Source organism: Brevundimonas sp. (genome assembly GCF_035626975.1).
Lineage (GTDB): Bacteria > Pseudomonadota > Alphaproteobacteria > Caulobacterales > Caulobacteraceae > Brevundimonas.
The window spans coordinates 1-26,819 of sequence record NZ_DASPMQ010000049.1; the positions used below are offsets into that span (position 1 = coordinate 1).

28 protein-coding genes, 2 tRNA genes and 1 pseudogene are annotated in these 26,819 nt (G+C 70.2%); 22 read left to right on the top strand and 9 right to left on the bottom strand.

What is annotated here, in order from left to right; all coding sequences use genetic code 11:
* From VEB62_RS12875 to VEB62_RS12885, 3 genes and pseudogenes are all read left to right on the top strand, one after another.
* Positions 1–560: pseudogene (locus VEB62_RS12875) on the top strand (hypothetical protein); the annotation flags it as partial.
* A 109-nt stretch (positions 561–669) separates the two neighbouring features.
* On the top strand, positions 670–1,515 hold the full coding sequence (locus VEB62_RS12880) for a TolB-like translocation protein (protein ID WP_324800299.1): 846 nt from the start codon (positions 670–672) through the stop codon (positions 1,513–1,515).
* A gap of 279 nt (positions 1,516–1,794) precedes the next feature.
* Positions 1,795–4,764, top strand: a complete 2,970-nt coding sequence (locus VEB62_RS12885) for a TonB-dependent receptor plug domain-containing protein (protein WP_324800302.1) — start codon at positions 1,795–1,797, stop codon at positions 4,762–4,764.
* Between the two features lie 123 nt (positions 4,765–4,887).
* Here the strand turns inward: VEB62_RS12885 and VEB62_RS12890 are convergent, their stop codons facing one another.
* Positions 4,888–5,619, bottom strand: coding sequence for a 2OG-Fe(II) oxygenase (locus VEB62_RS12890; RefSeq protein ID WP_324800305.1), 732 nt, complete (start codon positions 5,617–5,619; stop codon positions 4,888–4,890).
* Positions 5,616–7,079: a putative 2OG-Fe(II) oxygenase gene (locus tag VEB62_RS12895; RefSeq protein ID WP_324800307.1), complete on the bottom strand. Its 1,464-nt coding sequence runs from the start codon at positions 7,077–7,079 to the stop codon at positions 5,616–5,618. The genes VEB62_RS12890 and VEB62_RS12895 overlap by 4 nt, the downstream gene beginning before the upstream one ends.
* A 318-nt stretch (positions 7,080–7,397) precedes the next feature.
* Here VEB62_RS12895 and VEB62_RS12900 point away from each other — a divergent pair, with 318 nt between their 5' ends.
* Both VEB62_RS12900 and VEB62_RS12905 read left to right on the top strand, forming a co-directional pair.
* Positions 7,398–9,131: a terminase large subunit domain-containing protein gene (locus tag VEB62_RS12900; RefSeq protein ID WP_324800310.1), complete on the top strand. Its 1,734-nt coding sequence runs from the start codon at positions 7,398–7,400 to the stop codon at positions 9,129–9,131.
* Between the two features lie 42 nt (positions 9,132–9,173).
* Entirely contained in the window at positions 9,174–9,749 is a 576-nt protein-coding gene (locus tag VEB62_RS12905) for an NADPH-dependent FMN reductase (protein WP_324800313.1), read from the top strand.
* A gap of 31 nt (positions 9,750–9,780) precedes the next feature.
* On the opposite strand, the gene VEB62_RS12910 is transcribed toward VEB62_RS12905, so the two are convergent.
* The 3 genes from VEB62_RS12910 to VEB62_RS12920 form a co-directional block, all read right to left on the bottom strand.
* Positions 9,781–10,164 carry an ammonium transporter gene (locus VEB62_RS12910; RefSeq protein WP_324800316.1) on the bottom strand — a complete coding sequence of 128 codons (384 nt, stop codon included), beginning with the start codon at positions 10,162–10,164 and terminating at the stop codon, positions 9,781–9,783.
* Complete coding sequence (locus VEB62_RS12915) at positions 10,161–10,463, bottom strand: autorepressor SdpR family transcription factor (RefSeq protein WP_324800318.1); 303 nt, start codon at positions 10,461–10,463, stop codon at positions 10,161–10,163. The genes VEB62_RS12910 and VEB62_RS12915 overlap by 4 nt, the downstream gene beginning before the upstream one ends.
* A gap of 164 nt (positions 10,464–10,627) precedes the next feature.
* The gene (locus tag VEB62_RS12920) at positions 10,628–12,121 is read right to left on the bottom strand and encodes a serine hydrolase domain-containing protein (protein ID WP_324800321.1); all 1,494 of its coding nucleotides are present in this window, start codon (positions 12,119–12,121) and stop codon (positions 10,628–10,630) included.
* 89 nt (positions 12,122–12,210) lie between these two features.
* On the opposite strand from VEB62_RS12920, the gene VEB62_RS12925 reads away from it, so the two are divergent.
* Together VEB62_RS12925 and VEB62_RS12930 are read left to right on the top strand one after the other, a co-directional pair.
* Entirely contained in the window at positions 12,211–12,699 is a 489-nt protein-coding gene (locus tag VEB62_RS12925) for a MarR family winged helix-turn-helix transcriptional regulator (RefSeq protein ID WP_324800324.1), read from the top strand.
* A 214-nt stretch (positions 12,700–12,913) separates the two neighbouring features.
* Positions 12,914–14,242 (top strand): MFS transporter, encoded by a 1,329-nt coding sequence (locus tag VEB62_RS12930; RefSeq protein ID WP_324800328.1) that lies wholly within the window; start codon positions 12,914–12,916, stop codon positions 14,240–14,242.
* On the opposite strand, the gene VEB62_RS12935 is transcribed toward VEB62_RS12930, so the two are convergent.
* Both VEB62_RS12935 and VEB62_RS12940 read right to left on the bottom strand, forming a co-directional pair.
* Positions 14,239–14,784, bottom strand: coding sequence for a DUF805 domain-containing protein (locus tag VEB62_RS12935; RefSeq protein ID WP_324800330.1), 546 nt, complete (start codon positions 14,782–14,784; stop codon positions 14,239–14,241). The two genes, VEB62_RS12930 and VEB62_RS12935, sit on opposite strands and share 4 nt — an antisense overlap.
* 34 nt (positions 14,785–14,818) lie before the next feature.
* A complete protein-coding gene (locus tag VEB62_RS12940; RefSeq protein WP_324800332.1) occupies positions 14,819–16,819 on the bottom strand; it encodes an acetyl-CoA carboxylase biotin carboxylase subunit in 2,001 nt (666 codons plus the stop codon).
* A 181-nt stretch (positions 16,820–17,000) separates the two neighbouring features.
* Between VEB62_RS12940 and VEB62_RS12945 the strand changes: the two genes are divergently transcribed.
* The 4 genes from VEB62_RS12945 to VEB62_RS12960 all read left to right on the top strand — a co-directional run bounded on the left by VEB62_RS12945 (position 17,001) and on the right by VEB62_RS12960 (position 19,948).
* Positions 17,001–18,494: a hypothetical protein gene (locus VEB62_RS12945; RefSeq protein WP_324800335.1), complete on the top strand. Its 1,494-nt coding sequence runs from the start codon at positions 17,001–17,003 to the stop codon at positions 18,492–18,494.
* 90 nt (positions 18,495–18,584) lie between these two features.
* Positions 18,585–19,076 carry a peptide-methionine (R)-S-oxide reductase MsrB gene (msrB, locus tag VEB62_RS12950; RefSeq protein ID WP_324800337.1) on the top strand — a complete coding sequence of 164 codons (492 nt, stop codon included), beginning with the start codon at positions 18,585–18,587 and terminating at the stop codon, positions 19,074–19,076.
* Positions 19,077–19,125: 49 nt separating this feature from the next.
* Entirely contained in the window at positions 19,126–19,722 is a 597-nt protein-coding gene (locus VEB62_RS12955; RefSeq protein ID WP_324800341.1) for a hypothetical protein, read from the top strand.
* 61 nt (positions 19,723–19,783) lie between these two features.
* The gene (locus tag VEB62_RS12960) at positions 19,784–19,948 is read left to right on the top strand and encodes a hypothetical protein (RefSeq protein WP_324800344.1); all 165 of its coding nucleotides are present in this window, start codon (positions 19,784–19,786) and stop codon (positions 19,946–19,948) included.
* Positions 19,949–20,022: 74 nt separating this feature from the next.
* Here the strand turns inward: VEB62_RS12960 and VEB62_RS12965 are convergent.
* A tRNA-Thr gene (locus VEB62_RS12965) sits at positions 20,023–20,097 on the bottom strand.
* Positions 20,098–20,196: 99 nt separating this feature from the next.
* On the opposite strand from VEB62_RS12965, the gene VEB62_RS12970 reads away from it, so the two are divergent.
* From VEB62_RS12970 to VEB62_RS13005, 8 genes are all read left to right on the top strand, one after another.
* Positions 20,197–20,379, top strand: a complete 183-nt coding sequence (locus VEB62_RS12970) for a hypothetical protein (RefSeq protein ID WP_324800347.1) — start codon at positions 20,197–20,199, stop codon at positions 20,377–20,379.
* Between the two features lie 99 nt (positions 20,380–20,478).
* The gene (gene murA, locus VEB62_RS12975; RefSeq protein WP_324800350.1) at positions 20,479–21,780 is read left to right on the top strand and encodes a UDP-N-acetylglucosamine 1-carboxyvinyltransferase; all 1,302 of its coding nucleotides are present in this window, start codon (positions 20,479–20,481) and stop codon (positions 21,778–21,780) included.
* Positions 21,770–22,252 (top strand): DUF2948 family protein, encoded by a 483-nt coding sequence (locus tag VEB62_RS12980; RefSeq protein ID WP_324800352.1) that lies wholly within the window; start codon positions 21,770–21,772, stop codon positions 22,250–22,252. Before murA ends, VEB62_RS12980 begins: the two co-directional genes overlap by 11 nt.
* Positions 22,249–22,713, top strand: coding sequence for a UPF0262 family protein (locus VEB62_RS12985; RefSeq protein ID WP_324800354.1), 465 nt, complete (start codon positions 22,249–22,251; stop codon positions 22,711–22,713). The genes VEB62_RS12980 and VEB62_RS12985 overlap by 4 nt, the downstream gene beginning before the upstream one ends.
* A gap of 103 nt (positions 22,714–22,816) precedes the next feature.
* Positions 22,817–23,035 carry a translation initiation factor IF-1 gene (gene infA / locus VEB62_RS12990; protein WP_008261544.1) on the top strand — a complete coding sequence of 73 codons (219 nt, stop codon included), beginning with the start codon at positions 22,817–22,819 and terminating at the stop codon, positions 23,033–23,035.
* 9 nt (positions 23,036–23,044) lie between these two features.
* Positions 23,045–23,623: a Maf family protein gene (locus VEB62_RS12995; protein ID WP_324800377.1), complete on the top strand. Its 579-nt coding sequence runs from the start codon at positions 23,045–23,047 to the stop codon at positions 23,621–23,623.
* The gene (locus tag VEB62_RS13000; RefSeq protein ID WP_324800380.1) at positions 23,620–24,651 is read left to right on the top strand and encodes a S1 domain-containing protein; all 1,032 of its coding nucleotides are present in this window, start codon (positions 23,620–23,622) and stop codon (positions 24,649–24,651) included. The genes VEB62_RS12995 and VEB62_RS13000 overlap by 4 nt, the downstream gene beginning before the upstream one ends.
* Entirely contained in the window at positions 24,641–24,820 is a 180-nt protein-coding gene (locus VEB62_RS13005; RefSeq protein WP_324800385.1) for a DNA gyrase inhibitor YacG, read from the top strand. The genes VEB62_RS13000 and VEB62_RS13005 overlap by 11 nt, the downstream gene beginning before the upstream one ends.
* Before the next feature lie 16 nt (positions 24,821–24,836).
* Here VEB62_RS13005 and VEB62_RS13010 read toward each other — a convergent pair whose 3' ends face one another.
* Complete coding sequence (locus VEB62_RS13010) at positions 24,837–25,184, bottom strand: DUF3088 domain-containing protein (protein ID WP_324800388.1); 348 nt, start codon at positions 25,182–25,184, stop codon at positions 24,837–24,839.
* Positions 25,185–25,326: 142 nt separating this feature from the next.
* Here VEB62_RS13010 and VEB62_RS13015 point away from each other — a divergent pair.
* The 3 genes from VEB62_RS13015 to VEB62_RS13025 all read left to right on the top strand — a co-directional run.
* A tRNA-Phe gene (locus VEB62_RS13015) sits at positions 25,327–25,402 on the top strand.
* Positions 25,403–25,785: 383 nt separating this feature from the next.
* A complete protein-coding gene (exbB, locus tag VEB62_RS13020) occupies positions 25,786–26,676 on the top strand; it encodes a tonB-system energizer ExbB (protein ID WP_324800390.1) in 891 nt (296 codons plus the stop codon).
* Positions 26,677–26,681: 5 nt separating this feature from the next.
* Positions 26,682–26,819: biopolymer transporter ExbD (locus tag VEB62_RS13025; protein WP_324800393.1), on the top strand; the 138-nt coding region annotated here is incomplete at its 3' end.

Genomic DNA, 26,819 nt, shown 5'->3' on the forward strand with positions numbered 1-26,819 from the left:
GGCCCGCGCCGCCTCGCCCGGCTCCCCGCGCCGCCCGGGTGGTCGCCACGCCGCCGCCCGAGGTCGAGCCGCTGCCGGCCGCGGTCGCCGCGCCCGTCCCGGTCTTCGCCACCCTCAGCGACGCCCAGCTGGCCGGGGCCATGACCGCCGGCTCGGGCTCCGGCCAGGGACCTGGATCGGGGCAGGGGACCGGTCAGGGGTCCGGGGGCGGCCCGGGTCCGGACGGCGCCGGAGCCGGCTGCGACATGATCGGCCGGCTGCAGGACGCCCTGCGCGCCGATCCGGAGGTCCGCGCCGCCGTCGCCGAGGCGTATCGCGCGGGCGGCCAGGGCCGGGCCCTGCTGGTCTGGGACGGCGACTGGATCCAGACCCCGGGCCAGGCGGGCAAGGGCCTGGCCGGGGTCCGCCAGGCCATCGCCCTGGAGGTCGCCTTCGCGCCGGAGGCCTGCCGCCGCCAGCCGATGCGCGGCCTGGTGCTGATCAGCTTCGCCGGCGGCCCGCGGGTGGTGTTCGGGACGGGACGCTGGCGCTGGTCGGAGCTGCTCGGCGGGGGGCGGTAGGGGCCGGCGGCAAGGCCGGTTGAGATTCGCCCGAAATCCCTTCAGGGAGGAGTCCCAGGGCGACGCCGGCTTCCCGGTCCGACCATCCAGCGGACAAGGAGCCGAACCCATGACGACACTCTTCATACTGGCCGTCGTCATGGGCCTGGCCGCGGGCCCGGATGCCGAACGGCTGGACGAGTTCTCGTCCGATCTCAGCGACTACAATCTGAGCCTCGACGACGCCGGGCGGTTCGCGGTGCTGGCGCGTTCCGGGGCGGATTTCGCACAGGCGGCGATCTATTCCGCCGAACGGGGGGCCGGGGGCTGGGCGGCGCCGCGCAGGATGGCCTTCTCCGACCCGGCCTGGGCCGATTCGGATCCGTGGGTCACGCCGGACGGCCGCACGATCTATTTCATCTCGACGCGTCCCGCGCCGGGTCGGGAGGCGGATCGTCAGGACTATGACATCTGGCGGGTCGACCGCACCGCCGCCGGCTGGTCCGAGCCCGAACACCTCGGCCCGGAGGTCAACAGTCGCGGGCAGGAGCTCGGACCCGAGCTGCACGGGGAGACGCTCTATTTCTCGTCCGCGCGGCGCAGCGGCCCGGGGGGCCTCGACATCTACCAGGCCGGGATGAAGGACGGCGGCTTCGAACCCGCGAGGCTCATCGACGGGCCGTTCCTCACCGCGCAGAGCGAGAGCGACTTCACCCTGAGCAGGGACGGCGCGACCGCCCTGTTCTGGAGACTGGTCGACGGCGAGGGCCTGCTGCACATCGCCCACCGCTCGTCCGCGGGCTGGAGCGAACCCGCGATCCTGCCGCCTCACATCAATATAGGGCGGTTCAACTTCACCCCCTCCTTCTCGACGGACGGGGACGAAATCCGCTTCGCCAGCATGCCTCGCGGCGAGGAGACGGACGGGGCCATGGCCGACATCTATTCGGTGCGCCTGTCCGGACCGGCGGGCTGACCGACGGGCGCGCAGGCCGGGACCTGCGCCGTCGTCGCGGCCGCCTGACCGGGCCGCGGCTCCATGGAGACAGGGCCGGAGGAGCCCGTACCGCCCCCACCGCGACGGAATCCCGCTCCCGGGGAAACAAGCGTGGCGGAAATGAGACAGATTGGCGTCCGCTTCGTTGCGGCACCGTAACCGTTAGTGACAGGAGACGGCATTCTGCCTGATATGCGGCATCGGCGCGCCGTGGGGGAGGGACCCCCGAATCTGCGACGCCTATCAGGAGGACGGCAAGTGTACTCATACCGGACCAGGCAACAGCTGCTGCGGACCACCATGCTGGGCGGCGTCGTCGCCGCCATGGCGCTGACGGCGACCAGCGTTTCCGCCCAGACCACGGTTCAGGATCCCGGCACGCCCCAGGAAGAGGCTTCCACCGTCGACGACATCGTCGTCACGGGCTCGCGGATCGCGCGTCAGGACTACACGTCCACGAGCCCGATCGTGACCGTCGGGGCGGAAGATTTCCAGGCGACCGGTTCGGTCACCATCGACACGCTGATCAACGACCTTCCGCAGTTCGTGCCGTCGATCAACCAGACCTCGAACAACCCGTCCAACGGCGGCCAGGCGAACATCAACCTTCGCGGTCTGGGCACGGCCCGCACGCTGGTCCTGATGAACGGCCGGCGCATCATCCCGTCGAACTCGACCGGCGCGGTCGACGTCAACATCATTCCGACGGCCCTGATCCGCAACGTTGAGGTCATCTCGGGCGGCGCCTCGGCCGCCTACGGCTCCGACGCCCTGGCGGGCGTGGCCAACTTCATTCTCGACGAGGACTTCGAGGGCGTGCAGTTCGACGCCCAGTACGGCGTCACGGACCGCAGCGACGGCGCGACCGAAAGCTATTCGGTGACCGTCGGCGGCGATATCGCCGACGGCCGCGGCAACGCGGTCCTGTCCCTCGGGCGCTCCACGCGCGAGTTCATCTACAACCGCGAGCGGGAATTCTCGGCCATTTCCGGCCCGTCGGGCACCTCGCCGCTCGGCAGCACGGTGTTTGACTCCAACAACCTGCCCTCGCAGGCTTTCGTGAACGGCTATTTCGGCGCGACCGTCGCCCGGACCGGCTCTTTCGGCTTCAACGACAGCGGCTCGATCTTCAGCTATTCGGGGACGCGCAATTTCGAGAGCCCCGGCGGCATCGATTTTGACGGCTTCAACACCCCCGGCGGCAACTGGGCCTACAACACCGGTCCGCTGAACTATCTGCAGCTGCCGCTCGATCGCTGGAACGCCTATGCGTCGGCCAACTACGAGCTGAACGCGGGCGCCGAGGTGTACGGCAACCTGCTGTTCACCCAGTATGAATCCTCGCAGGAACTGGCCGCCACCCCGGCCGCCTCGACCACCGGCTTCCGCGTGCCGGTGACCAACCCCTTCATCTCGCCGGACCTGGCCGCCTTCCTGGCCTCGCGTCCCCTTCCGGGCAACTCCTTCCGCCTGGACAAGCGCTTCACCGACATCGGCGGTCGTCACAGCACCGAAGACTACACCGTCTTCCAGGGCACGGTCGGCGTTCGCGGCGACCTGGTCGGGCTGCGCGACTGGACCTATGACATCTACGCCCAGCTCGGCCGCGTGGAGCGCGTGACGGTCCAGACCGGAAACGTCTCCCGTTCCGCGGTTCAGACCCTGCTCGACGCAGCGGACGGCGGCGCGTCGCTGTGCGCCGGCGGCTTCGACTTCCTGGGCCTGTCCGATATGTCGCCCGAGTGTATCGCGTACATCTCGCGCACGTCGCAGAACGTGACCGAGCAGGACCAAAGGGTCGTCGAGGCCTCGCTGCAAGGCGGCCTGTTCGACCTGCCGGCGGGTGAACTCCGCTTCGCCGCGGGCATCCAGTATCGCGAAGACAACTTCAAGTTCGTTCCCGACGCCTCGCTGGCCCGCATCAACCCGATCGTCACCCGCCCGGACGGCGGCACCACCGGCGGCTCCGAGATCGCCGGCTTCAACCCCAGCCAGCCGCTTTCGGGCTCGACCAACTCGGTTGAGTATTTCGCCGAATTCCTGGTGCCCCTGCTGACGAATATCCCGATGATCCAGCAACTGGATCTGACGCTCGGATATCGCTATTCGGACTACAGCACCGTCGGCGGCATCGACGCCTACCGCGCCGACCTGGACTGGGAGGTCACCGACTTCCTCCGCGTCCGCGGTGGCGTCTCGCGGTCCGTCCGGGCGCCGTCCATCGGCGAACTGTTCGCTCCGATCAACACCAGCTTCCCGTCGATCGGCGCGCCGTCGTCGACCGGCCTGTCGGGTGATCCCTGCGACATCCGCAGCAGCTATCGCACCGGGGCGAACGCCGCCCAGGTCCGGGCGCTGTGTATCGCGCAGGGCATTTCGCCGGCGGCCGTCGACGCCTACGAGTACACCAACAACCAGGTGCCCGGCTTCACCGGCGGCAACCCGGACCTGTTCGAGGAAACCTCGGACTCGTTCACGGTCGGCGTCGTGATCAACTCGCCGTTCGACAACGCCTGGCTGTCGGGCCTGTCCGCCTCGATCGACTACTATGACATCTCGATCGAGGATGCGATCGGCACCATCGGCGCCTCGTCGATGCTGCAGGGCTGCTACAACGCCCAGGGTCAGAACCCGACCTATGACGCGTCGAACTTCTTCTGCCAGCTGTTCGAGCGTGATCCGCTGTCGGGCAGCGTCATCGACGCCCGTGAAACCAACGCCAACCTGGCGACGCTCAACACCTCGGGCATCGACGGCCAGTTCGACTGGAACCTGGTTCTGGCCGACATCGGCATGCCGGATTGGGGCAGCCTGTCGTTCAACGTGATCGTCGGCTGGCTCGAGAACCGCGACGGTCAAGCGTTCGCCGGCGCTCCGGTCATCGACCGCACGGGCACCATCGACAGCGTGTTCGGCAACACCTTCCCCGAGTGGAAGTCGCTGAGCTCGGTGAACTGGCGGAACGGCGCCTTCGGCGTCGGCGCCCGCTGGCGTCATGTCGGCGAGATGACCCAGTTCGGCACCACGAACGAGATCGAGGCCAAGGACTACTTCGACCTCAACGCGAGCTGGGAAGTCACCGAGAACTGGTCGCTCCGCGCCACGGTGAACAACCTCCTGGACGAAGAGCCGGCGGTCTATTCGCCGGGCGTGCAGGCGAACACCGATCCGTCGACCTATGACACCCTGGGCCGCCGCTACACGATCGGCCTGACCGCCAAGTTCTGATCCGGACTTCGCGACGACAAGACAGGACGGCGGGGCTTCGGCCCCGCCGTTTCTGTTTGGGCGACATCAAACCGGAGCGAAATCCGGGCTGGGTTGGACCGCGTCCAACCCAGCCGGTTGCGCTCAGCGTCCCGTGCGGATCCAGCCGGTGATCGACAGCCGCGGCCCTCCGGCGAAGGCGGCGACCTGCGAAACCATGTGGGGCTGCGGCACGCGGAACAGGTTCAGGGCGTTGAAGGCCGGCGTATAGGCCTCGGCCACGTGCCCGTCGGCGTCGAGGAAGCCCAGCAGCCCGCCCCACGAAGGCCGCCACGTCGGGGTCAGGTTGAGCACATAGGCCAGCCGGCGTCCGGCGCCCGGCTTCTCGTCATCGTGTTCGTTCAGATAGTGGCCCGGCAGGTACCGGGTCGCCTGGGCGTCGACATAGGCGAGCTCCGGGTCGCCCGAGAGGGCCCGGGCGAACGACAGGAAGGCCTCGCCGTTCAGCCACTCGTACAGCGCCGCCAGCGCCGGCGGGACGGGCGCGCCGGACTCGACGAGATCGCTGATCCGCAGGCTGTGGAACAGATAGTGGAAGCCCGACCTGGCCTCGCCGTGCGCCGAGGCGATCAGGGCCGTCCGCGCCGCCTCGTCCGCCGCGGTGAAGGCCTCCACCGGGATGTCGACCGTCGACCCTCCGCCCATGGTCGACATGGTCCAGCCGTCCGCCCCGGACAGGGCGGCGACGAGAGCCTTCGCCCCCGGCTCGCGCAGGAAGCCCGGCAGGTGCAGGCGGCCGAAGCGGCTGAAGATCGGGGCCAGCCGCCCGCCGTCGAGCGACGGGTCGATGCCGAAGTCCGGATGGTCAGGGATCATGCGCCACGCCCGGGCTGGAGGTCGAAGGCCACGGTCAGGCGTTCGCCCGGCCCGTCGAACGGCTCGGTGCCGTGCCAGAGATATGACGGAAACAGCACCAGCGTCCCCGGTTCGGGCCGCACCCAATGCTCGGCCGGCAGGCCGAAGGCGGCGCCGATCCGCGCCGCGCCGAAGCGGAGCCAGCCGGCATGGCCGCCGGCATCCACCTCGGGCGGCGTCTCGATATAGACGGCCGAGGATATCCAGGCGCGGGGGTGGACGTGGTCGGTGTGGCGTCCGCCGGCCGCGAGCTTCACCGACCAGGCCCCGGACATCCGCCAGCCGTCCGCCCCGGCGACATAGGCGTCGATGGGAGCCCGCAGCGCCTCGAACAGCCGGTCGATGTCCGGATCGCCGGCCGCGCGGGGATCGATCATCGACTGGGCGCCGTGCCGGACCGACTGCTGGAAGGGGTGCGAGCGGAACGGATGCAGGCGGCGCAGCGCCGCCGCCGTGCGCGCCAGCCACGCCGCGCGGTCCGCCGCGTCCCCGCTCTCCAGCCGGTAGACCTGGACCAGTCGCTCATAGTCCGCCGGGGTCAGGGCCCGCGCGTCGCCGGCCACCCGCCATGCCGTCAGCAGCAGCGCCCGCGCGTACTGGTCCCCGGGATCGCGCGCCAGGTGCCGCTCCAGCCGGGCGCCCGCCGCCGTGGGCTCGCCGCAGGCGATCTCGGCCGCCGCGACGCCCAGCCCGGCGCGCGGGTCCGAGGGAGCGAGGGTCAGGGCCCGCCGGGCGTGCCCTAGGGCCAGGGCGGGGTCCAGCCCCGACGCCGCCGCCGCCGCCGCCAGCGCCACCTCGACCGACCCGCGCTCCAGCCACGGCCCGAGGCTGTCCAGCGCCGCCCGGTCGCCGGCCGTGTCGCGCAGGATCGACGACAGCAGCAGGGCGGCGTCCTCCCGGCCGCGCGCCAGGGCCGCGAGCGGCGCCAGCGTCGCGGTCAGAGCCTCGAGATCGCCGTCCCGCATCCAGACCAGCTGGGCCAGGTCGCGGAACGCCGGCAGGAAGTCCTCGCGCAGCCGCAGGGCCGAGCGGAAGGCCTCCCCGGCCTCGTCCAGCCGGCCCTGGGCCGTCAGCGCCCGCCCGAGGACGAGCCAGGTCTCGGGCGCCCGGCCGCCCTTGGCCAACGCCCGCCGGGCGGCCTGCTCGCTCTCCCGCGCGCGGCTGCAGTCGCCCAGCGCCGCCGCCAGATTGTGTTCGGCGACCGTGCTGGCCGGCTGGCGCCGCACCAGCGCCTCCAGAACCGCGATGGCGTCGCCGGTCCGGTCCCCGGCGCGCAGGGACGCCGCCAGCAGCCTGAGCGCCTCGTCCGGCGCCGCCGGGTCGGCCATGGCCGGCGACAGCCGCCGCGCCGCGCCGGCGGGATCGCCCGCGGCCCGGGCGGCCCGGGCTTGGGCTAGTTCGCTCGGCCAGTCCCGGATCATCGACGCCCTCATCAACCACGCCCTTTATCGGCCAGGGCGCCGGTCTGGAACCCTAGCGGGCGGCCGGGCGGTTGAATACCGGCCGCCGGGGCCCGGCGCCGTGCTGACAATCCGCCGCCAGCCATCACAATAATTCCGGCCAAGCCCCTGATTTTCCTCGTCCCGACCCTTCGCCCAGCGTCCTGAACCCGCCACAGGAAGCGGGCGCCTGACAATGGGGGGATGAGAAGGAACGCGCACAGGACGGATCACAGGGCGGACACCGCGGCGAAGGCGGAGTGGCCGGATGACAAGCCCTACAAGCAAAGCCCGTCGGGAATGAGCCCGGCGCGGTGGCGGGCGCTGCTGGACCGATATGTTGCGGGAGAACCGATCAAGGCGCTGGCGGCGGAATACAGGGTCTCGCCCAGCGCGATCTACAGGCAGGCGAAAGCGGCGGGGAAGCGGAAACGCGACGTGGGTGCGCCAACCCTGCGCAAGGGGCCGCCGCCGCTGATCGTGGAGGTGCGGGAAGACGGGCGGGTGCTGCTGGCCTGCGGGCGGGAGGGTTTCGTCCTCGACACCAGGCATCCCGAGCGGTCCGTGGCGACGCTGCTGGCCCAGGCCGACGACCGGGCGCGGGTCGACGACTTTCTGGAGGTCACGCGGCGGTTGCGTATGGTGGAGATGGTCCGTCGGGTCCTGATCGGGCGTTCAGCCCGGAGCGGAGGGGCGGGGAGCGAGACGGAAGACGAAGACGCCCCCGACGGCCCGCCGCTCAAGCTCCGCACCTCCCAGCGCCCGCCCGCCGGCGACTGGTCCACCTGGCTGTTCCTCGGCGGCCGCGGCGCCGGCAAGACCCTCGCGGGCGCCAGCTGGCTGGCCGACCAGGCCGGGGCGCTCGGCCCCGGCGGCCGCCTGGCCCTGATCGGCCCGACCCTGCACGACGTGCGCGAGGTGATGATCGAGGGCGTCAGCGGCATCCGCTCCCTGCCGCGCTGGACCCGCGCCACCCGCCCCAAATTCCAGGCCTCGCGCCGTCGCCTGGTCTTCGCCAACGGCTGCCTCGCCTACGCCTTCTCGGCCGAGGACCCCGACAGCCTGCGCGGCCCCCAGTTCAGCGCCGCCTGGGCCGACGAGTTCTGCGCCTGGCGCGGCTCCGGGCCGAGGGGCGCGGCGGAGACGCTGGCGCTTCTCAGGATGGGATTGCGCCTGCCGGGGCCGGACGCGGCGGCGCCCCGCCTCGTCGTCACCACCACCCCCCGCCCCACCCGCGCCCTCGTCCGCCTCCGCGACGAGGCGACCTGCGCCCACAGCCACGCCCCCACCGCCGACAACACCGCCCACCTGTCCGCCGGCTTCCTCGACGGCCTCCACGCCCTCTACGGCGGCACGCGGCGGGCGGCGCAGGAGTTGGAAGGGAAGATCGTCGAACTGGACGGGGCGCTGTTCACGGCGCAGATGATGCAGCGGGCGCGGGCGACGCCGGTAGCCGACGGCTCGCTTCCTTCTCCCTCGAAGGGGGAAGGAGACGCGCGCCCGACCTCCCTTTTCTATGAGCGGACAGTGGTCGCCATCGACCCCACCGCCACCGCCGGCGGCGCCGCCTGCGGCCTGATCGCCGGCGCCAGCTACCGCCGCCCCGACGGCGTGCGCTGCGCCGTCGTCCTCGCCGACCGCTCGATCGCCGGCCTCGGCCCCGACGCCTGGGCGCGCCGCGCCGTCGCGCTCGCGGCGGAGTTCGGGGCCTCCGCCCTCGTCGCCGAGGTCAACCAGGGCGGCGACATGGTCAGGGCGGTGCTCAAGACCGCCGGAAACACGCTGAAGATCCGCGAGGTCCACGCCACGCGCGGCAAATACGTCCGCGCCGAACCCGTCGCCGCCCTCTACGAACAGGGCCGCATCCACCACGCGGGGGCGTTCGACGCGCTGGAGGAGGAGCTGATGGCCTTCGGCGGCGAGATGGAGGCGGCGGGGAGCCTGGACCGGGCGGACGCGCTGGTGTGGGCCATCACCGACCTGCTGATCGACGCGCCGGAGGGGGAGCGGGGGCCGAGGATCCGGCAGTTGTGACCGCGTCCGCGAACCTTGGTCCGTCTGGCGGGTTTCCGCCCCATGACCCGCCACCGCATCGCCATCGTCGCCGGCAGCCTGCGCAGGGAGAGCCGGAACCGCAAGGTGGCCCGCTCGATCTGCGCCATCCGCGACGACGGCCTCGACTGCTCCATCGTCGAGATCGGCGACCTGCCGCTGTTCAACCAGGATCTGGAGGCCGACCCGCCCGCCGCCTGGACCCGCTTCCGCGAGCAGATCGCCGCCGCCGACGGGGTGCTGTTCGTCACGCCGGAGTACAATCGCGGCGTCCCCGGCGTGCTCAAGAACGCCATCGACGTCGGCTCGCGCCCCTACGGCCAGAGCGTCTTCCACAAGAAGCCCGCCGCCATCGTCAGCGTCTCGCCCGGCGCTATCGGCGGCTTTGGGGCCAACCACCAGCTGCGCCAGGCCTGCGTCTTCCTCGACATGCCGGTGATGCAGCACCCCGAGGCCTATCTGGCGCATGTCACGGACGACAACTTCGACGCGGACGGGGGGCTGAAGGACGGGCCGCTCAGGGAGCTGGTGGAGAAGCTGGCGCAGGCGTTCCACGACTGGGTGGACGTGATCATCCGGGCGCGGGCGGCGCTGGCGTAAGGAAGGGCGGCGTGCGCTGATTGCCGGGGTCTCAGCCGGTCTTCGACCGCTTCCGCAGCGACAGACAGTAGGCCAGCGTGACCGCCATTCCGGCCACGATCGCGCCGCAGCCGCCCCACAGCGCCACCGGGAAGGGGGCGAAGGCCCACAGCCCGGCGTAGACCAGCCCGCTCAGCGCCAGGGACCAGCCGGCCACCCGCGTGACCTGCCGCCCGCGCGGATCGGGGACGAAGGCCTTGGGGGCCCGGTTGCCGGCCCAGGCGACCATCAACCCGGTCGCCCCCATGACCAGCCGCGTGACTGTATCGCCGTCGATATAGCCCTGCTGGCGGGCCGCGGTGGCGCCCAGCGCCAGGGCGATCAGCCCGCCGGCGACGGCGAGGCTGGGCAGGATTTCCGTCTTCATCTGGCTCATTGTGTCGTCTCCTCCGGGGGGGCGGGGGCGGGCGCCTCGGCGCCGCCGCCGAATGAATGGACGAAGCCCAGCAGCGCTTCCTCAAGCACCGACAGCTTCAGGTGATAGATCACGGACTTGCCGGCCTTCTCCGCATGCACGAGGTCGGCTTCCTTCAGCACCGCGAAATGGGCCGACATGGTCGGTCTGGAGACCTCGAACCGGTCGCTGATCTCCCCCGCGCTCATCGGCCCCTGGCGGAGCAGCTGCAGCACGCGGCGGCGGGTGGGATCGGAAAGGGCCTTGAAGACGTGGCTCATGCAAAGACGTTTAGCTAAACGTCGAAATGAGTCAAGAGGGCGGCTGGGGATGCGGGTCGTGGCGCTCAACCAAAGGGCAGGCCGCAACCACCACGCGGGGCCTTCGACGCGCTGATGGGCGAAGCTGACGGCCCCGGACCCTGTGGACCGGCGTCGCGTGCCGGTCAGGGCGCCGGCCGCATGGTGGCCGTCTCGAGAACGCCTTCCCCGGTCAGCGTGATCCTCCATTCCATGGCGCTATCGGCGAACCGCACCCGGTAAACGTCCGCGCCGCCGGATTCGACGCCCGCGAACTCGATCGAGTGAACCGGGCCCAGGGCGGAGAACTGGCCCTGAAGCAGGGCGAGGTTGTCGCGAACGGCGTCGCCGAGCACGGGGCCGAGCCTGTCATAGTCCGGACGGCCGTCGGCCAGACGGGCGATGAATTGGCGAAGGACCGCCTCGCCCTGTTCATAGGGTTGCTGTTCGCGCACGCGCAGGGCGATGGCGGCCTGTTCTGCTCGTCTGGCCTCGGCGACCGGAAGCCAGGCGGGAGAAAGCGCGGCATAGACGTCGATGAATCTGGACTGGCACATGTCTTCCGCGCTGCCGAGGCAGATCACGCCAATCTGTTCGTCGGGGTCGAAATAGGCCGATGAGGCATAGCCGGTGGTCAGGCCGCTGTGACCAACAAGCCGGCGCTGGCCGTAGGTGACTTCCGCGAAGCCGACGCCGAACAGGCCGCCGTCGACCGCGGGGTAGCGCCGGTTGAAATTGTCCGCCACGAGCGCGGGGTGGATCGGCGACCGGGGGGCCTTGCCCATCTCAAAAGCCATGAACCGCGCCAGGTCGGCGGCGGTGGAGAACAGCCCCCCGTTCGGAACCCGGTAGCCGCGCCCTCCGGCCACCTCGGACGCCGCCTCCGCCGTGTCCGTCCCGGCGCTGGATCGATATCCGACCGCCAACCGCGCCAGCCCGTCGTCGTCCAGGTGGAAGGTCGTGGAGGACATCCCGAGGGGCGCCGTGATCCGGTCGTGGACGAAATCCACATAGGGCGACCCGGACGCGCGTTCGATCGCCAGTCCGAGGGCGGCGTAGCCGATGTTGGAGTAGCGTCCCCGGTCGTTTGGCGCGAACGGCGCCCGGGTGTGCTGAAGCGCCTCGCTGGCCAGGGCGCGCCATTGATCGATCTGGCCCGTCGAGTAGACGTGGTCCGGGTCGTCGGGCTCGCGCGCCAGTCCCGCCCGATGGGTGGCCAGCGCCAGCAGGTCCACCGGGGCCGCAGGGTCGCCGAGCGCCGCACGGAGTTCGGGGACAAGCCGCACGACCGGGTCGTCAAGCCTTGCGCCTCCGTCCGCGACCAGCCGCAGCAAGGCGAAACCGGTGACCTGCTTCGTGATCGATCCGATCCGGTAGACGGTGTCGGGCGTGGCGGGGACCTGACCCTGCGCATCCGCAAAGCCGTAGCTCCGCACCCATGCCAGATCCCCTCGCACGACGATGGCGACGGTCATGCTTCCATTCGGATGCCGGGCCGCTTCGGCATCGATGATCCGGGCGGCGGCCTCCAGTCCCGGATCGCCGACCATGGCGGCCGTCGGGGCCGGGCAGGCGAACGAGAACAGCGCGACGGCGAGACTTGCACGCACCGCCCGGTGAATCATGGCGAAGATCCGCACGGAACGTCCTCCAGTGAAACAAGGTAACGAGTTACGTAACGCGGATCATAAGTGGGTGCAAGCGGGGTGGATGGCCGCTACGATGGCGCATGGACGACTTCATCCACTCCCAGGGAATCATCTGGCTGCCGCATATCCTGCGCCGGCTGAGCAACCGGTTCGTGGAGGCCTGTGATGAGGTCTTCGAAGACTTCGGGCTGATCGTGCCGCCCAATATGGTCTCCGTGGTGCACCTTCTTTACGAGCGCGGCCCGCAGTCGGTCATGAGCATCGCGACGACCACCACGCAGTCTCACCCGCTGATCAACAAATACGTAAAGGCGTTGAGGGCGCTCGGCCTGGTGTCGACGGAGACCGACCCCGGCGACAGGCGCCGCACGATCGTGTCGCTGACGGAAGACGGGCGACAGCAGGCCGTCAGGCTCCTCGAAGCCAGGGAGGCCTTCGTTCCGGCATTTCGGCGCCTTCTCGACGAAGCGGACGCCGACGTGTTTGAAGCCTTGTGGCGGGTCGAAAAGGCGTTGATATCCAAGCCGTTCGGCGAGCGGATTCTGGCCGAGCGGAACCGGGTTCCCTGACACGCCGCGCCGCGCTTCGCCTGCCATGCATTTGCGACGCCCATGTCAGGCGGCCGTCTTCGGCGCGGCTGTGACCCCATCCCCCCGGCTCAAATACCACCAAGCCCAACGTCCGCCGCCGCGGGGGCCCGGGCCGCTGCGCTGACCGCCCCTCTAGCCCCCCCGTCGTCCCGCCTGCCATAACCGCGCCTTTCCCCGTCTCGCGAGCCGGCTCATGCCTCCCGCCTTCCGCCACCTGCTGGTCAACAACCTCGTCGCCAACATCACCAATTTCACGGTGTGGTTCGCCGTGACCTTCTGGACGTTTCTGGAGACGCGGTCGGTGTTCGCCACCGGGATGATCGCCGGGGTCTATCTGGTGCTGACCGCGGGCTTCGCGATCTGGTTCGGCAGCCTGGTCGACCATCATCGCAAGAAGAGGGTGATGCTCGGCTCGAGCCTGGCGTCGCTGGCGCTGTACGGCGCCGCCTTCGCCGTGCATCAGGCGGCGCCGGAGGGCAGCCTCGCCGAGGTGGCGGGCGTGTGGCTGTGGCTGTTCATCGGCGTGGCCATGCTGGGCGTCATCGCCGGCAATATCCGCTCGATCGCCCTGCCGACGCTGGTCACGGCGCTGGTCCCGGCGGACCGGCGCGACCGGGCCAACGGGCTGGTCGGGATGGTGACCGGGATCGGCTTTCTGACCACCTCGGTGATCAGCGGCCTGCTGGTCGCCCGGGGCGGCATGGTGTGGACGCTGGTGTTCGCCCTGGTTCTGACCGTAGTGGTCTTCGCGCACCTGCGGTTCGTGCGGGTGGACGAGCCCGACCCCAAGGCGGCGCGCGCGGCGTCGGGCGAGCGCAAGCGGGTGGACCTGAAGGGCACGATGAAGGTCGTGGGGGCCGTGCCGGGCCTGTTCGCCCTGATCCTGTTCGGCGCCTTCAACAACTTCCTCGGCGGCGTCTTCATGGCGCTGATGGACGCCTATGGCCTGTCGCTGATGCCGGTGCAGGCCTGGGGGCTGATGTGGGCCGTGGTGTCGACGGCCTTCATCCTCAGCGGGATCATCATCGCGAAGACGGGGCTGGGGCGGAATCCGCTGCGGACGCTGGTGCTGGTCAACCTGGGTTGCTGGGCGACGGCGGCGCTGTTCACCATCCAGTCGTCGATCGTGCTGCTGGGTGTGGGCTGTTTCATCTGGATGCTGCTGGGGCCCTATGCCGAGGCGGCCGAGCACACCACGCTGCAGAAGGTGGTCCCGTTCGGGCGGCAGGGCCGGGTGTTCGGCTTCGCCCAGTCGGTTGAGCAGGCGGCCTCGCCCCTGACGGCCTTCCTGATCGCGCCCCTGGCCCAGTTCGTCTTCATCCCGTTGATGACCGACGGGTGGGGCGCGGACCTGATCGGCGACTGGTACGGGCGCGGGCCCGAGCGGGGCATCGCCCTGGTGTTCACCGTGGCGGGCGTGCTGGGGCTGATCGCGACGGTGCTGGCGTGGAACTCGGGGTACTACCGCCGGCTGTCGGCGGCCTATGCGAAGGCTCCGGCGGTGGAGGCGGGGGCGGGTTAGGGGCGGAGCGCCGTCCGCTCGGTCGGCTCGACGCCGGCGCCCTTCGGCGAAGGACCGAACCGGTTGGGGCCCTTTGTGCCGTCAATGACGCCGAGGACGATAAAGAGCCAGAGCTTGGCGAGGGTCACGCCGGCGCCGAGAACGGCCAGAGCGATGTCGAGCGGCGTCTCGACCCATCGGCCGCTGACCATCAGGTCGTAGATTGAGCCGGGCGCGAAACTCAGAATCCAGACTGCGATGAGAACGCCGACGGTCAGGCGGGCGCTTCGGTCTCGATCGTGCGTCCGCTTCGTCGCCAGCGCGAGGCTCGGCCAGATAAAGAGCAAGGCGACCGCGACCGAGATCATCGTCTGACGCGGGTCCAGAACCGGCGGCTCACCGGCGAAGGCGTCGCTCATGGTGTAGGCCGCTGGTCCGAGGACGATCTGCGTCAGCATGGCGGCGACCAGACTCTGGGTCACGCCGACACCGATCGCGGCCAACCACCAGTCTCGGCGGCGCAGCCGGCCTTTAAAGCTGAACAGCGTGTCTTTCAGACTCATCGCGCTTCCCCCGGAAGCGGGAAGCTAATCAGACCTAGGCGAACTCCACCAGCACGTCGTCCGCCGCCACCGGGTCGCCGGCTTTGGCGGACACCGCCTTGACCACCCCGTCGCGCTCGGCCTTGAGGATGTTCTGCATCTTCATGGCCTCGATGATGGCGACGGTCTCGCCGGTCTTGACCTCCTGGCCGACGGCGACCGGGATGGCGACAACGAGGCCGGGCATGGGGGACTGGATCAGCTTGCTCGTGTCGGCGGCGACCTTTTCCGGCAGGCGGGCGTAGAGGGCGGCGACGGCCGGGGCCAGGACGCGGACGCGGGCGCGGGCGGCGCGGTGGCGGATGACGAAGCCGTCGGCGACGCGGGCGACCTCGGCGGTGAAGGGCTCGCCGTCGAGCGTGGCGCGGAACTGGGCCTGGCCGGGGCGCCAGTCGATGTCGGAGAGCTGGAGGGCGCGGTCCTCGCCGGCCAGCTCGAGGGTCAGGGCCTCGTCGTCGTCGTAGCCGAGGGTGACGCCGTGGGCCTCGCCGTGGCCGCTGAGGGCGCCGATCAGGACGATCCAGTCGGTGCGGTGCGAGGGGTCGCCCGAGAGCTCGGTGAGGACCTCGTTCATGGCGGCGGCGGCGGCGATCAGGATGTCGGTCTGGCGGCGGTCGGGGGCGAGGCCGTGGAAGCCGTCGGGGAACTCGTCCTTGATGTAGCTGGTCGAGATCTGGCCCGAGCGGAAGCGCGGCTGGTCCATGACGGCGGCGAGGAAGGGCACGTTGTGGCCGACGCCCTGCAGGTGGGTGTCCTCGAGGGCGCGGGCCATGCCGTCGATGGCGGCGTCGCGGGTCGGGCCCCAGGCGCACAGCTTGGCGATCATCGGGTCGTAGAACATGCTGATCTCGTCGCCCTCGCGGACGCCGGAGTCGTTGCGCACGGTATAGCCGTCGGGGTGGGGGCCTTCCTCCGCCGTCTCGTACCGGACGAGCCGGCCGATGCTGGGCAGGAAGCCGCGGTAGGGATCCTCCGCATAGATCCGGCTCTCGATGGCCCAGCCGTTGATGGCCAGGTCCTTCTGCTGGAAGGCCAGCTTGTCGCCCCACGCCGACCGGATCATCTGCTCGACCAGGTCGACGCCGGTGATCAGCTCCGTCACCGGATGCTCGACCTGCAGCCGGGTGTTCATCTCAAGGAAAAAGAACGACCTGTCCTGCCCGGCGACGAACTCGACGGTGCCGGCGCTGTCGTAGTTCACGGCCTTGGCGAGGGCGACGGCCTGGGCGCCCATGGCGGCGCGGGTGGCCTCGTCGAGCAGCGGGGAGGGCGCTTCCTCGATGACCTTCTGGTTCCGCCGCTGGATCGAGCATTCGCGCTCGAACAGGTGGACCACATTGCCGTGCTTGTCGCCGAGCACCTGGATTTCGATGTGGCGCGGGTCGATGATGAATTTCTCGAGGAAGACGCGGTCGTCGCCGAAGGCGCCCAGCGCCTCGGCCTTCACGGCGGCGAAGCCCTCGGCCATGTCGGCGTCGGAATGGGCGACGCGGATGCCCTTGCCGCCGCCGCCGGCCGAGGCCTTGATCATGATCGGATAGCCGATCTCATTGGCGATGCGGACGGCCTCTTCCGTGGTTTCGATCAGGCCCATGTGGCCAGGGACGGTGGAGACGCCGGCCTCGGCGGCCAGCTTCTTGGAGCTGATCTTGTCGCCCATGGCCTCGATGGCCTCGGGGTGGGGACCGATGAAGACGATGCCCTCGTCGCGCAGGCGGCGGGCGAAGCCGGCGTTCTCGCTGAGGAAGCCGAAGCCGGGGTGGACGGCCTCTGCGCCCGTTTGCCGCACGGCCTCCACGATCCGGTCGGCCAGCAGATAGGACTGGTTGGCCGGGGCGGGGCCGATCAACACCGCCTCGTCGGCCATCTCGACGGCCAGGGAGCCGGCGTCGGCCTCGGAATAGACCTGCACCGTGGCGATGCCCATGCGGCGGCAGGTCTTGACGATGCGGACGGCGATCTCGCCGCGGTTGGCGATCAGGATCTTTGAGAACATGCGTGTCAGGACTCTGAAGCGAACGTGATCGCCGATGAGGGCGCCGCCCCGATTAGGCCGCGATCCCGGGCGAGTAAACCAACGGGGGCGTTCATCCGGATGGGGTGCGGGCTTGGCAAGGCCTGCCCGTATGGGCTTTAACGCTGCCCGTTCCCTGTTCCACGGCCCGGAGCCAGACTTGATGTCCCGTATTCTTCCCGTCGCCGCGATCGCGGCCCTGACCCTGGCGCTCGGCGCCGGCTCCGTTGTCGCGCAGGACTTCCGGGCGCTGGCGCGCCAGGACCTGCAGGCCGCCCATGACGAACTGGCCGCCAACCATCCGGCTCCGGTGGTGCCCGGGCAGGCCAGCGACACCTTCCGCGCCTGGGTCGACGCCGGCCTGCAGCAGGCCCTGTCCAAGGCCGGTCAGTCCACCAGCGGCTCCAGCCACGCCTATCTGCTGCGCTACTACGCCGCCGGCTTCCGCGATTCGAACATCGTCATCCGCCCCAGCTATGAGACGTCCGCCGACCGGTTCACGGCCACCAGCTGGCCCGGCCTCGCCACCGGCTGGCGCAACGGCCAGTATGTGGTGACCTATGTCCAGCGGGGCGTGCGCGGCCTGCCGCCCCTCGGCGCCGTGGTCACCGAATGCAACCTCACCCCGATCGAGGAGTATTCGCGCGCCAAGCTGGACCTGTGGGAAGCCGACCTGAACACCGAAGCCGGCCGGGTCTCCAGCGCGCCCTACCTGCTGTGGAACCGCAACAACCCGTACGCCGGCGGCACGCCCTCGACCTGCAAGTTCAAGGTGGGGAACCGCCGCGAGCGGGATTATGAGCTGAAGCCCGTGCCGGTGGTCCCCGCCGACCTCGAGGCGGCCTACCGCGCCACCCTCTACACCCCCGGCCCGACCCCGCTGTCGATCGAGACCGTCAACGGCCGCCCGTGGGTCAATGTCCACTCGTTCGCCGACAGCGCCGGCTGGGACGCTTTCAACAGCGCCCTCGAGGGCCAGGCCGCGACCCTGCGTGGGCCCCAGGGCTTCGTCCTGGACCTGCGCGGCGCCTCGGGTTCCTCGATCTACACCTCGACCGCGCGCGGCTACGGCATGGCCAACCGGATCTGGACGCCCGAGTTCACCGTCAGCCGCCAGCCGGCCGCCGGCGACATCACCTATCGCGCCACGCCGGGGAATCGTCAGTGGTACGCCGACACCCTCGGCCGGATGGAAGCGGATCCGCGCTTCGTCCAGGAGGCCACGCCGGTGATCGAGCAGACCCGCGAGATCGTCGCCGCCTTCGACGCCGCCATCGCGGCGGGCCAGCCGACCTTCACCCTGCCCGGCCGCGCCGTGGTGGCCGACACGGGCGCCGCCAACCCCGTCCAGGGGCCGGTGGTCGTCCTCGTCGACGCGGGTTGCTCGGGCGGCTGCCTCGACACCCTGGACCTGGTGTCCAAGCTCCCGAACGTGCGCATCGCCGGCTCGACCACGGCGACCGACTCGATCTTCGTCGAGCAGACCCTGCTGCGCCTGCCGTCGAGCTATGCGGACCTGAGCTATGGCCACAAGGCGTGGATCTCGCGTCAGCGCGGCAACAACCAGCCCTTCACGCCGGCGCAGGGCCTGGCCTATGCGGGCAACCCGGCCGACGAGGCCGCCGTGCGCACCTGGGTGGGGACGCTGTTCCAGTAGCGCTACCGCGCTTCGCTACTTGAGCGCGGTGCACGGACTTCGGGCCGGGCAGGGGTGGAACCCTTGCCCGGCCCTTCTTATTTGCCCTGCATGACCGACACCGACATCGCCCCGACGCTGCGCTCGCCCTCGGGCTTCGACCTGACTCCGCCCGACGAGGCCGAGCGCGCCAGACTGGAGGCCGATCTGTCGCCGGAGGAGAAGCGCGTCCTGCTGGCCCACGGGACCGAGGCGCCGTTCTGCGGGACATTGCTGGGCGAGAAGCGCGCGGGCGTCTTCTGCTGCCGCGAATGCGGCCTGCCGCTGTTCCGGACCGGGACCAAGTTCGAGAGCGGCACCGGCTGGCCGAGCTTTACCGCACCGGTCGACCCGACCCACGTGAAGGCGGTGACGGACCGGTCGCACGGCATGACGCGGACCGAGACGCGGTGCGCCCGCTGCGACAGCCATCAGGGCCATGTGTTTCCCGACGGTCCGCCGCCATCCGGACTGCGCTACTGCATCAACTCCGTGGCGCTCGCCTTCGTCCCCGAGGGCGAGCCCCTGCCGGATCCGCTGAAGCGCGGCGACGGTTCGGCCTGACCTTGGCCGCATTTGCGGCTAGGGTAGGCTTTCCGCAGGAGTCGAACCCATGCTGATCACCGCGCTGCTGATGACCGGGGTCCTTGCCGGCGCGCCGCAGGGCGAGCCCGGGGACGAGCAGGACAGCGTGGTGGCGACCGCCCCGGCCACCTCCGTGGCCCTGGACGCGACCGCCGGGCCCGTCGCGCCCTCGGTCGGAGACGCGCAGTCGGCGGAATCGCACAACCTGAACACCGACCAGCAGATCGCGCAGTGGCTGGCGGCCCGCGCGCCGGCGCCGTCCGCCCCCTATGGCGACTCGCCCGTCTGGCGCGACGACCGCAAGCCGCATGGCGAGGTCAGCGTCGGCTTCGGCACCGGCGGCTATCGCGACTACGCCGTGGCCATGTCCCTGCCCATCGGGGAAAGCGGGCGGCTGGATATCAGCGTCCGCCAGGTCGAGAACGGCTATCCCTACGGCTACGGCTACGGCTACGGCTACGGGGACTACGCCTACGGCCACGACCCATATTTCACCGACGGCGGCTACGCCCTCTCCGGACGCGAGGCCGGAGCCGCGCTGGAGTTCGGGCGCCGTCCGGCCCATCCGGACGGGCCGCCGAATCGGTGGCCGGCCACCCGCCCGCTGCAGGCGGCCGAGGACTGACGGATTACGCCGCTGCGACTTTGGTGGTAGACATCGGCGTCGCTGGACCGGAGCCGAGATCATGACCCTCAGGACGAAAATCGCCGTCGCCGTCGCCGCCACGGTCGTGCTGGCCGCGGGTGCGGCCTTCGCGAAAAGCGCCGTCGGGTGCTGCTGCAAGGATGACTGCTGCGATGAGATGACCGCGCCCGCGGCTCCGGCCCCGGCCCAGCCCCCGGCCGGGTGATTCTGGGGACGGTCGGCCCGCTCGGTCGCTCACAGACAAAAGGCCCGATCCGCGGATCGGGCCTTTTGCTTGAGTGGTGCCGCCGGGGGGAATCGAACCCACGACCTCAGCCTTACCAAGGATGCGCTCTACCACTGAGCTACGGCGGCCGTCACTGAGGAAGCGGCCCTATAGCCAACCGGGGACAAAGGGGGAAGCCCCGATTTCCCCGGCTTGCGGAAAACTTCGTCCACGGGTCTCATCGCTCCATGGATGAGTCGAAAATCCCGGCCCCCCTTCCGGACTTGCCGCCCAGCCTGCCGGACCCGCTGGCCCCGCCGACGACGCCCGCCACGGCGCGCGCGCAACGACTGGCGACGGCGCTCCGGGCCAATCTGAAGCGGCGCAAGGCGGCGGCGCGCGCCGTGAAGCCCGCCAGGCCGAGCAACTGAATGTCATCGGCCGCGCCAGCCGGACGGCCTTTCACAACCCCTGCCGTCCGGGCTAGATAGCCGGCCCCCGGCGCCCCCGCGCTGGCCTGTAGAGACGACATGGACAGCATCGCCATCCAAGGCGGCGCCCGGCTGAACGGAACCATTCCGGTCAGCGGCGCCAAGAATTCCGCCCTCAAGCTGATGGCCGCGTCGATCCTGACCGATCAGCCGCTACGCCTGACCAACATGCCGCGCCTTGCCGACACGAAGTTCCTCGGCCGGCTGCTGCGCGAACTGGGCGTCGAGGTCGCGGAGAACGGCCACACCGAGGTCGGGGGCGGCGAGCAGGAGACCCTGTTCCATGCCGCGCGGATCACATCGACCTTCGCGCCCTACGACCTGGTCCGCCAGATGCGGGCGTCGTTCAACGTGCTGGGGCCGCTGCTGGCCCGGACCGGCGAGGCCAGGGTGTCGCTGCCGGGCGGTTGCACCATCGGGGCGCGGCCGGTCGACCTGCATCTGCAGGCCTTGACCGCCATGGGCGTCGAGATCGAGCTGGACGAGGGCTATGTCATCGCCCGCGCGCCGAAGGGGCTGAAGGGGGCCGAGATCGAGTTCCCGTTCGTCTCGGTCGGCGCGACCGAGCACGCCCTGCTGGCCGCCGTATTGGCGGACGGGACGACGGTGCTGAAAAAGGCCGCGCGCGAGCCGGAGATCGGCGACCTGGCCCGCTGTCTCGTGGCCATGGGCGCCAAGGTCGAGGGGATCGACACGGACGAGCTGGTCATCACCGGCGTCGGCTCGCTGGGCGGGGCGACCTGGTCGGTGATTCCCGACCGGATCGAGATGGGCTCCTACGCCGTGGCCGCGGCCATGGCCGGGGGCGAGGTGCGGCTGACGCGGGGCCGCGCGGACCTGATCCAGGCCCTGACGGACAAGATGGTCGAGGCCGGGGTCGAGGTGACGCCGACCGACGACGGGGTGATCGTGAAGCGCGACCCGGCGCGGCGGCTGAAGGCGGTCAATGTGGCAACCGAAGTCTATCCGGGCTTCGCCACCGACCTGCAGGCCCAGTTCATGGCCCTGATGACCACCGCCGACGGCGAGAGCGTCATCCACGAGAACATCTTCGAGAACCGCTTCATGCACGCGCCGGAACTGGGGCGGCTGGGGGCCGACATCCATGTCCACGCCGGCGAGGCGGTGGTGAAGGGCGTCGAGGTCCTGCACGGCGCCCAGGTCATGGCCACCGACCTGCGGGCCTCGGTCAGCCTGGTGATCGCCGGTCTGGTCGCCGAGGGCGAAACCACGGTCGGACGCGTGTATCATCTTGATCGCGGGTTCGAGCGGCTGGAGGAGAAGCTCGGAGCCTGCGGCGCGCAAATCCGCCGGATCAAGGGCGAGGACCATGACCACTAAGGCGTCCACCGCCGACACCAGCACCGCCCCGGCGGGAACCGCCGCGGAACCCCTGCGACTGCTGGCCGAGGACGCCGACGACCTGCACATCATCTCGGCGGCGCTGCAGGACGCCATCATGCGGCCGGTCGACATCGTCTGGGAGCCGCAGGCGCGCCGGGTGACCCTGGCGCTGAGCCGTTTCTGCTGGGAGTGCGGCGGAACGCGGGTCATGTCGGCGATGCAGTTCGGCGACGTCCTGTCGGTCAAGAGCCGGCGCCTGCCGCGCGGGCCGGAGCACGCGCTGGAGCTGCTGGCCATGGATTTCGAGCCGGGCGAGGCGCCGGGCGGCCGGGTCATCCTGATGTTCGCCGGCGGCGGCGACCTGCGCATCGACGTCGAATGCCTCGACGCGGTGCTGACCGACCTGTCCGAGCGCTGGCCCGCGCGGGTCGCCCCCACCCACCTGGCCGAAGGGCCGGAGCCGGCGTGAGCGAGCATCGTCTGTCGTCAGTCGAACTGGACCCGGCCACCCTGCCGGCCGCCACCGCCGAGATCGAGCATGAACGTCGAGTTGCGATCTTCGACCTGGTCGAGAAGAACAGCTTCGAGCCCGTGGGCGCGAGCGGCGGGCCCTATACGCTGAAGCTGTCGCTGGTGGACGGGCGGCTCGTGCTCGACGTCGCGGGCCCCGGTTTCGCCAGGGCCCACGGCCTGTCCCTGAACCCGCTGAACAAGGTGGTGAAGGACTATATCGCTGTCTGCGACAGCTACTACGAAGCGCTGCGCGGCACCTCGCCGGGCCAGATCGAGGCGGTCGACATGGGCCGGCGCGGGCTGCACAACGAAGGCGCCGACCTGCTGAAGGCGCGGCTGGACGGCAAGATCGCCATCGACCACGAGACGGCGCGGCGGCTGTTCACCCTTGTGACGGCGCTGTACCGGCGCGGTTGATCTCGACTATCCCGACGTTTTCAGGCATTAGGCCGCACCTTGACGACGCGCGCTCCCGCCCGGCGCGCGCCCGGACGCATATTCATTGGGCGCGAGAGGCCGCATGGCTAAGGAAGAACTGCTCGAGTTTCCCGGCACCGTCAGCGAACTGCTGCCGAACGCCACGTTTCGCGTGACGCTCGAGAACGACCACGAGATCATCGCCCACACCGCGGGCAAGATGCGCAAGAACCGCATCCGCGTGCTGGCGGGCGACAAGGTCCTGGTCGAGATGACGCCCTACGACCTGACCAAGGGCCGCATCACCTACCGCTTCAAGTAAGGACGGGGCGTGACTCGCCCTGACCTGGTGCTGGCGTCGGCCAGCCCGCGCCGCGTGGAGTTGCTGGCGCTGGTCGGCATCACGCCGGACCGCATCGAACCCGCCGACATCGACGAGACGCCCCTGAAGGACGAGACGCCGCCGCGGCTCGCCGCCCGCCTCGCGCGCGGCAAGGCGGAGGTCGTCGCTGCGCGGGCGCCTGAGGCCGTGGTGCTGGCCGCTGACACCGTGGTCGCGGTGGGCCGCCGGCTGCTGGAGAAGGCGGCCGACGAGGCCGAGGCGGTCCGCTTCCTGAAACTGCTGTCCGGACGCAATCATCGGGTTTTCACCGGCGTGGCCGTCGCGGCGGGCGGGGCGATACGCCATCGCGTGGTCGAGGCGCGGGTCTCGTTCAAGGCGCTGTCCGAGGTCGAGATCGCCGCCTATGTCGGCTCGGGCGAATGGCGGGGCAAGGCCGGAGGCTACGGCATCCAGGGCCGGGCCGCGGCGTTCGTGACCCGCATCGTCGGCAGCTATCCCGCCATCGTCGGCCTGCCGCTGCACGAGACGGTCAACCTGCTGGCCGGGGCCGGCTGGCGGGCGGAGTGAGCGCGGTCGAGGCCTTTCTGGACGAGACGCCCGGCGAGGCCCGGGGCGTGATCGTCCGGGACGGCCGCTTCGACAGCCTCCTGATTCAGCGAGAGAGCGACGTCCCTCAGCACCGGCTCGGGGCGCGGTCGGTCGGCCGGGCGGCGACGGTCGACGCCGGCCTGCGCGGCGCCTTCATCGATCTGGGCGCGGCGGAGCCGTTCGGCTTTCTGCCTCTGCGCAAGAGCGACCGGATTGCCGCGGGCCAGAAAGTCGAGGTCGAGGTCTCGGCCGAACCGCGCGAGCTTAAGGGGCCGACCCTGCGACTGATCGGGGCCGGGGAGGGCGAGCCGCGGTTGCTGCGCCCCGCACCGGCCGTGAGCGAGATTCTGGCGAGGCTGGTCCCGGGCGTCGGGCCGCGGACCGGGGCGGCGGCGATCCGGGCGGCGATCGAGGCGGAGGAGGAGGCCTTGGCGCCGGGCGGCCTGTTCGGCCACCTGGGCGTGCGTCTGGCCGTGGAGCGGACGCGGGCGCTGGTCGCCGTGGACATCGATCACGCCGCCACGCCGGGCCGGGAGGGGCGGCGCGACAAGGGGCGGGCGAACCGGGACGGGCTGATGCAGGCGGCCCGGATGATCCGGCTGAAGGGTTGGGGCGGGCTGGTCGCGATCGATCTCGTCGGGAGCGGCCACGACGGTGCGGCGATGCTGGCGGCGGCCCGGGAGGCGTTCGGAACCGATCCGGAGATCGCCTACGGGCCGGTCAACCGCTTCGGCGTGCTGATGCTGTCGCTGCCGTGGCGGACCACGCCGGTCGAGGAGCGGCTGAACGGCCCCGACGGGCGGCCGACCCTGGAGACGCGGGCCCTCGACGCCGTGCGGCGGCTCAGGCTGGCGCTGGCGGAGAATACGACGGCGCCCTGGCTGACCCTGCGTTGCCCGCCCGCGGTCGCCCCGGCGGTGGAGGCGCTGGCGGCGCGGCTTGGCCCGCGGGCGCGGGTGAAGGCCGATCAGGCCCTGTCGGGCGGGATGGAAATCGATGAAGGCTGAAACCAAGGCGACCTGTCCCATCTGCCGGCGCAGGCCGGTGGACGAGACCTACAGGCCGTTCTGCTCCAAACGCTGCGCCGATGTGGACCTGCAGCGCTGGTTCACCGGCGGATATGTCCTGCCGGACAGCGGCGGGGATGTCCCGACGGACGACCCGGACGACGATTGAGCGAAATCGCGGGCGATCAGGGGTGGGGGTCGGGAATCCCGCATCTCACAGAGAGCGCTCTCAGAATTGCATCCTTGCCGGCCACGAAGCGGCGGCCCTGATGCTGGCCGGTTTCCAGGCCGGCGGGGGCGTCATCTGCGAGGACCAGGACCGGCAGGGACTGATGATCCGGACCGAGAAGGTCGATCACCGCCTGCCGGGGACGCGGCCATTCGATACGTTCCACGTCGACGGAGCCCAAGGCCGCCGGGAACGACGCGATCAGCCCCTCCATCAGGACGCAGTGCCAGCAATAGAACACCTGTCCCGGAAATGCCGGGTCCGCAAAGCCCGGCTTGAGAATGAACAGTTTGTCGCGCGTCATCGAGCCGGCCCCCTGGGTGCTGCCGGTCCCGTAGGCGACCGTTGCGCGCCGGACAAGCGAGTCCTGGATAAAGTCGCCGATCGATGGCTGGACACCTGAAAAGGGCTCGCCTATAGACGCCGCTCTCGCGAATGGACGCCTCGCCTGGGTAGCTCAGTTGGTAGAGCAGCGGATTGAAAATCCGCGTGTCGGTGGTTCGAATCCGCCCCCAGGCACCATCGCTTTCGGCTTCGCCGGGCATCGACGTCCATCCATCATGAAAATGTCGCTTTCGGCCTGAATTCTTGGCATCGAACGCGCTGGCTCCCCCGCGAGGGGAAAAGCGCCGTTGCGCACTTGACGCTCTGGTATGCGTTCGCCAAAGGAGCTTGACCGCTTTCCTTGGCGAGCGGTCGGCGAAAGCGGGTTTCTCCACAAGCCCGCGGTCGTCGACACCGCCCCGGAAGCCAACAGGCAACCGGAAGCGTCAGGAGGCGTTCCGCAGACCGGGGTTCCATAAAACCCCGGCTGCAGACGAGATTTTCATGGGGGGGCGGTCGTCGTCTGCGGCCGTTCCTCAGGGTTCCACGAGTCAGACCAAAAAAGCAGGAACTGGCGAACTATGCTCGATATCAAGAAGACCAACATCCTCCTGGCCATGGCCGGCGCCGCCGTGCTGATGGCCGGTACGCCGGTCCTCGCGCAGGATGCCACCGCCCCGGCCGCTCCCGCCGCCGAGGCTCCCGCCGCCGCGCCGGCTAACGCGGTTCCCGCGCCGGCCGCCGCCGAACCCGCCGCTCCCGAAGCGGTCGGTGGTGAAGACCACGGCAAGATGACCCCGGCCAGCATGTTCCTGGAAGCGGACATCGTCGTTAAGGTCGTCATGATCGGCCTGCTGCTCGCCTCGGTGTTCACCTGGGTGATCCTGCTGATCAAGATCTTCGAGTTCGGCGCCCTGAACCGCGCCACCGACCGCTTCCTCGAATCCTTCCGCCAGACCCGCACGATCGCCGACATGCGTCGCGTGGCCACCTCGGAAGAGTTCGAAGGCAACCCGCTGGCCGACATGGCCGCCGCGGCCACCGACGAAGTCGAACTGTCGCGTCAGGCCGGCCTCTCGGTCACCGGCGACCACCGCGACTCGGCGCTGAACCGCGCCCAGGCCGCCGTCTCGGCCGTGCAATCCGGCCTGGCCAAGCGCCTGTCGGGCGGTCAGCAGTTCCTCGCCTCCGTCGGTTCGACCGCGCCGTTCATCGGTCTGTTCGGCACCGTCTACGGCGTCATGAACTCGTTCATCGGCATCGCCAACACCCAGACCACCAACCTGGCCGTCGTCGCCCCCGGTATCGCCGAGGCGCTGCTGGCCACCGGCATCGGCCTGTTCGCGGCCATCCCGGCGGTTATCTTCTACAACTACTTCAACACCCGTATCGCGGCGTACGGCACCCGTTCGGACGGCTTCAACGCCGAGCTGATGAACGCCGTGTCGCGTAACCTCGACAAGGGGGCGTAAGTCGGATGGCCGCCAAACTCTCCGGTGGCGGCGGCGGCAGGTACGCCATCGAGCAGAACAGCGAGATCAACGTCACGCCGTTCGTGGACATCATGCTTGTCCTGCTCATCATCTTCATGGTGGCGGCCCCGCTCGCCACCGTG

Excerpts from the sequence above, each read along its gene's own strand:
- VEB62_RS12880 (WP_324800299.1), top strand. The coding sequence starts at position 670 with ATGACGACACTCTTCATACTGGCCGTCGTCATGGGCCTGGCCGCGGGC.
- VEB62_RS12890 (WP_324800305.1), bottom strand. The coding sequence starts at position 5,619 with ATGATCCCTGACCATCCGGACTTCGGCATCGACCCGTCGCTCGACGGC.
- VEB62_RS12895 (WP_324800307.1), bottom strand. The coding sequence starts at position 7,079 with ATGATCCGGGACTGGCCGAGCGAACTAGCCCAAGCCCGGGCCGCCCGG.
- VEB62_RS12900 (WP_324800310.1), top strand. The coding sequence starts at position 7,398 with ATGAGCCCGGCGCGGTGGCGGGCGCTGCTGGACCGATATGTTGCGGGA.
- VEB62_RS12905 (WP_324800313.1), top strand. The coding sequence starts at position 9,174 with ATGACCCGCCACCGCATCGCCATCGTCGCCGGCAGCCTGCGCAGGGAG.
- VEB62_RS12910 (WP_324800316.1), bottom strand. The coding sequence starts at position 10,164 with ATGAGCCAGATGAAGACGGAAATCCTGCCCAGCCTCGCCGTCGCCGGC.
- VEB62_RS12915 (WP_324800318.1), bottom strand. The coding sequence starts at position 10,463 with ATGAGCCACGTCTTCAAGGCCCTTTCCGATCCCACCCGCCGCCGCGTG.
- VEB62_RS12925 (WP_324800324.1), top strand. The coding sequence starts at position 12,211 with ATGGACGACTTCATCCACTCCCAGGGAATCATCTGGCTGCCGCATATC.
- VEB62_RS12930 (WP_324800328.1), top strand. The coding sequence starts at position 12,914 with ATGCCTCCCGCCTTCCGCCACCTGCTGGTCAACAACCTCGTCGCCAAC.
- VEB62_RS12935 (WP_324800330.1), bottom strand. The coding sequence starts at position 14,784 with ATGAGTCTGAAAGACACGCTGTTCAGCTTTAAAGGCCGGCTGCGCCGC.
- VEB62_RS12940 (WP_324800332.1), bottom strand. The coding sequence starts at position 16,819 with ATGTTCTCAAAGATCCTGATCGCCAACCGCGGCGAGATCGCCGTCCGC.
- VEB62_RS12945 (WP_324800335.1), top strand. The coding sequence starts at position 17,001 with ATGTCCCGTATTCTTCCCGTCGCCGCGATCGCGGCCCTGACCCTGGCG.
- msrB (WP_324800337.1), top strand. The coding sequence starts at position 18,585 with ATGACCGACACCGACATCGCCCCGACGCTGCGCTCGCCCTCGGGCTTC.
- VEB62_RS12955 (WP_324800341.1), top strand. The coding sequence starts at position 19,126 with ATGCTGATCACCGCGCTGCTGATGACCGGGGTCCTTGCCGGCGCGCCG.
- VEB62_RS12960 (WP_324800344.1), top strand. The coding sequence starts at position 19,784 with ATGACCCTCAGGACGAAAATCGCCGTCGCCGTCGCCGCCACGGTCGTG.
- VEB62_RS12970 (WP_324800347.1), top strand. The coding sequence starts at position 20,197 with ATGGATGAGTCGAAAATCCCGGCCCCCCTTCCGGACTTGCCGCCCAGC.
- murA (WP_324800350.1), top strand. The coding sequence starts at position 20,479 with ATGGACAGCATCGCCATCCAAGGCGGCGCCCGGCTGAACGGAACCATT.
- VEB62_RS12980 (WP_324800352.1), top strand. The coding sequence starts at position 21,770 with ATGACCACTAAGGCGTCCACCGCCGACACCAGCACCGCCCCGGCGGGA.
- infA (WP_008261544.1), top strand. The coding sequence starts at position 22,817 with ATGGCTAAGGAAGAACTGCTCGAGTTTCCCGGCACCGTCAGCGAACTG.
- VEB62_RS13005 (WP_324800385.1), top strand. The coding sequence starts at position 24,641 with ATGAAGGCTGAAACCAAGGCGACCTGTCCCATCTGCCGGCGCAGGCCG.
- VEB62_RS13010 (WP_324800388.1), bottom strand. The coding sequence starts at position 25,184 with ATGACGCGCGACAAACTGTTCATTCTCAAGCCGGGCTTTGCGGACCCG.
- exbB (WP_324800390.1), top strand. The coding sequence starts at position 25,786 with ATGCTCGATATCAAGAAGACCAACATCCTCCTGGCCATGGCCGGCGCC.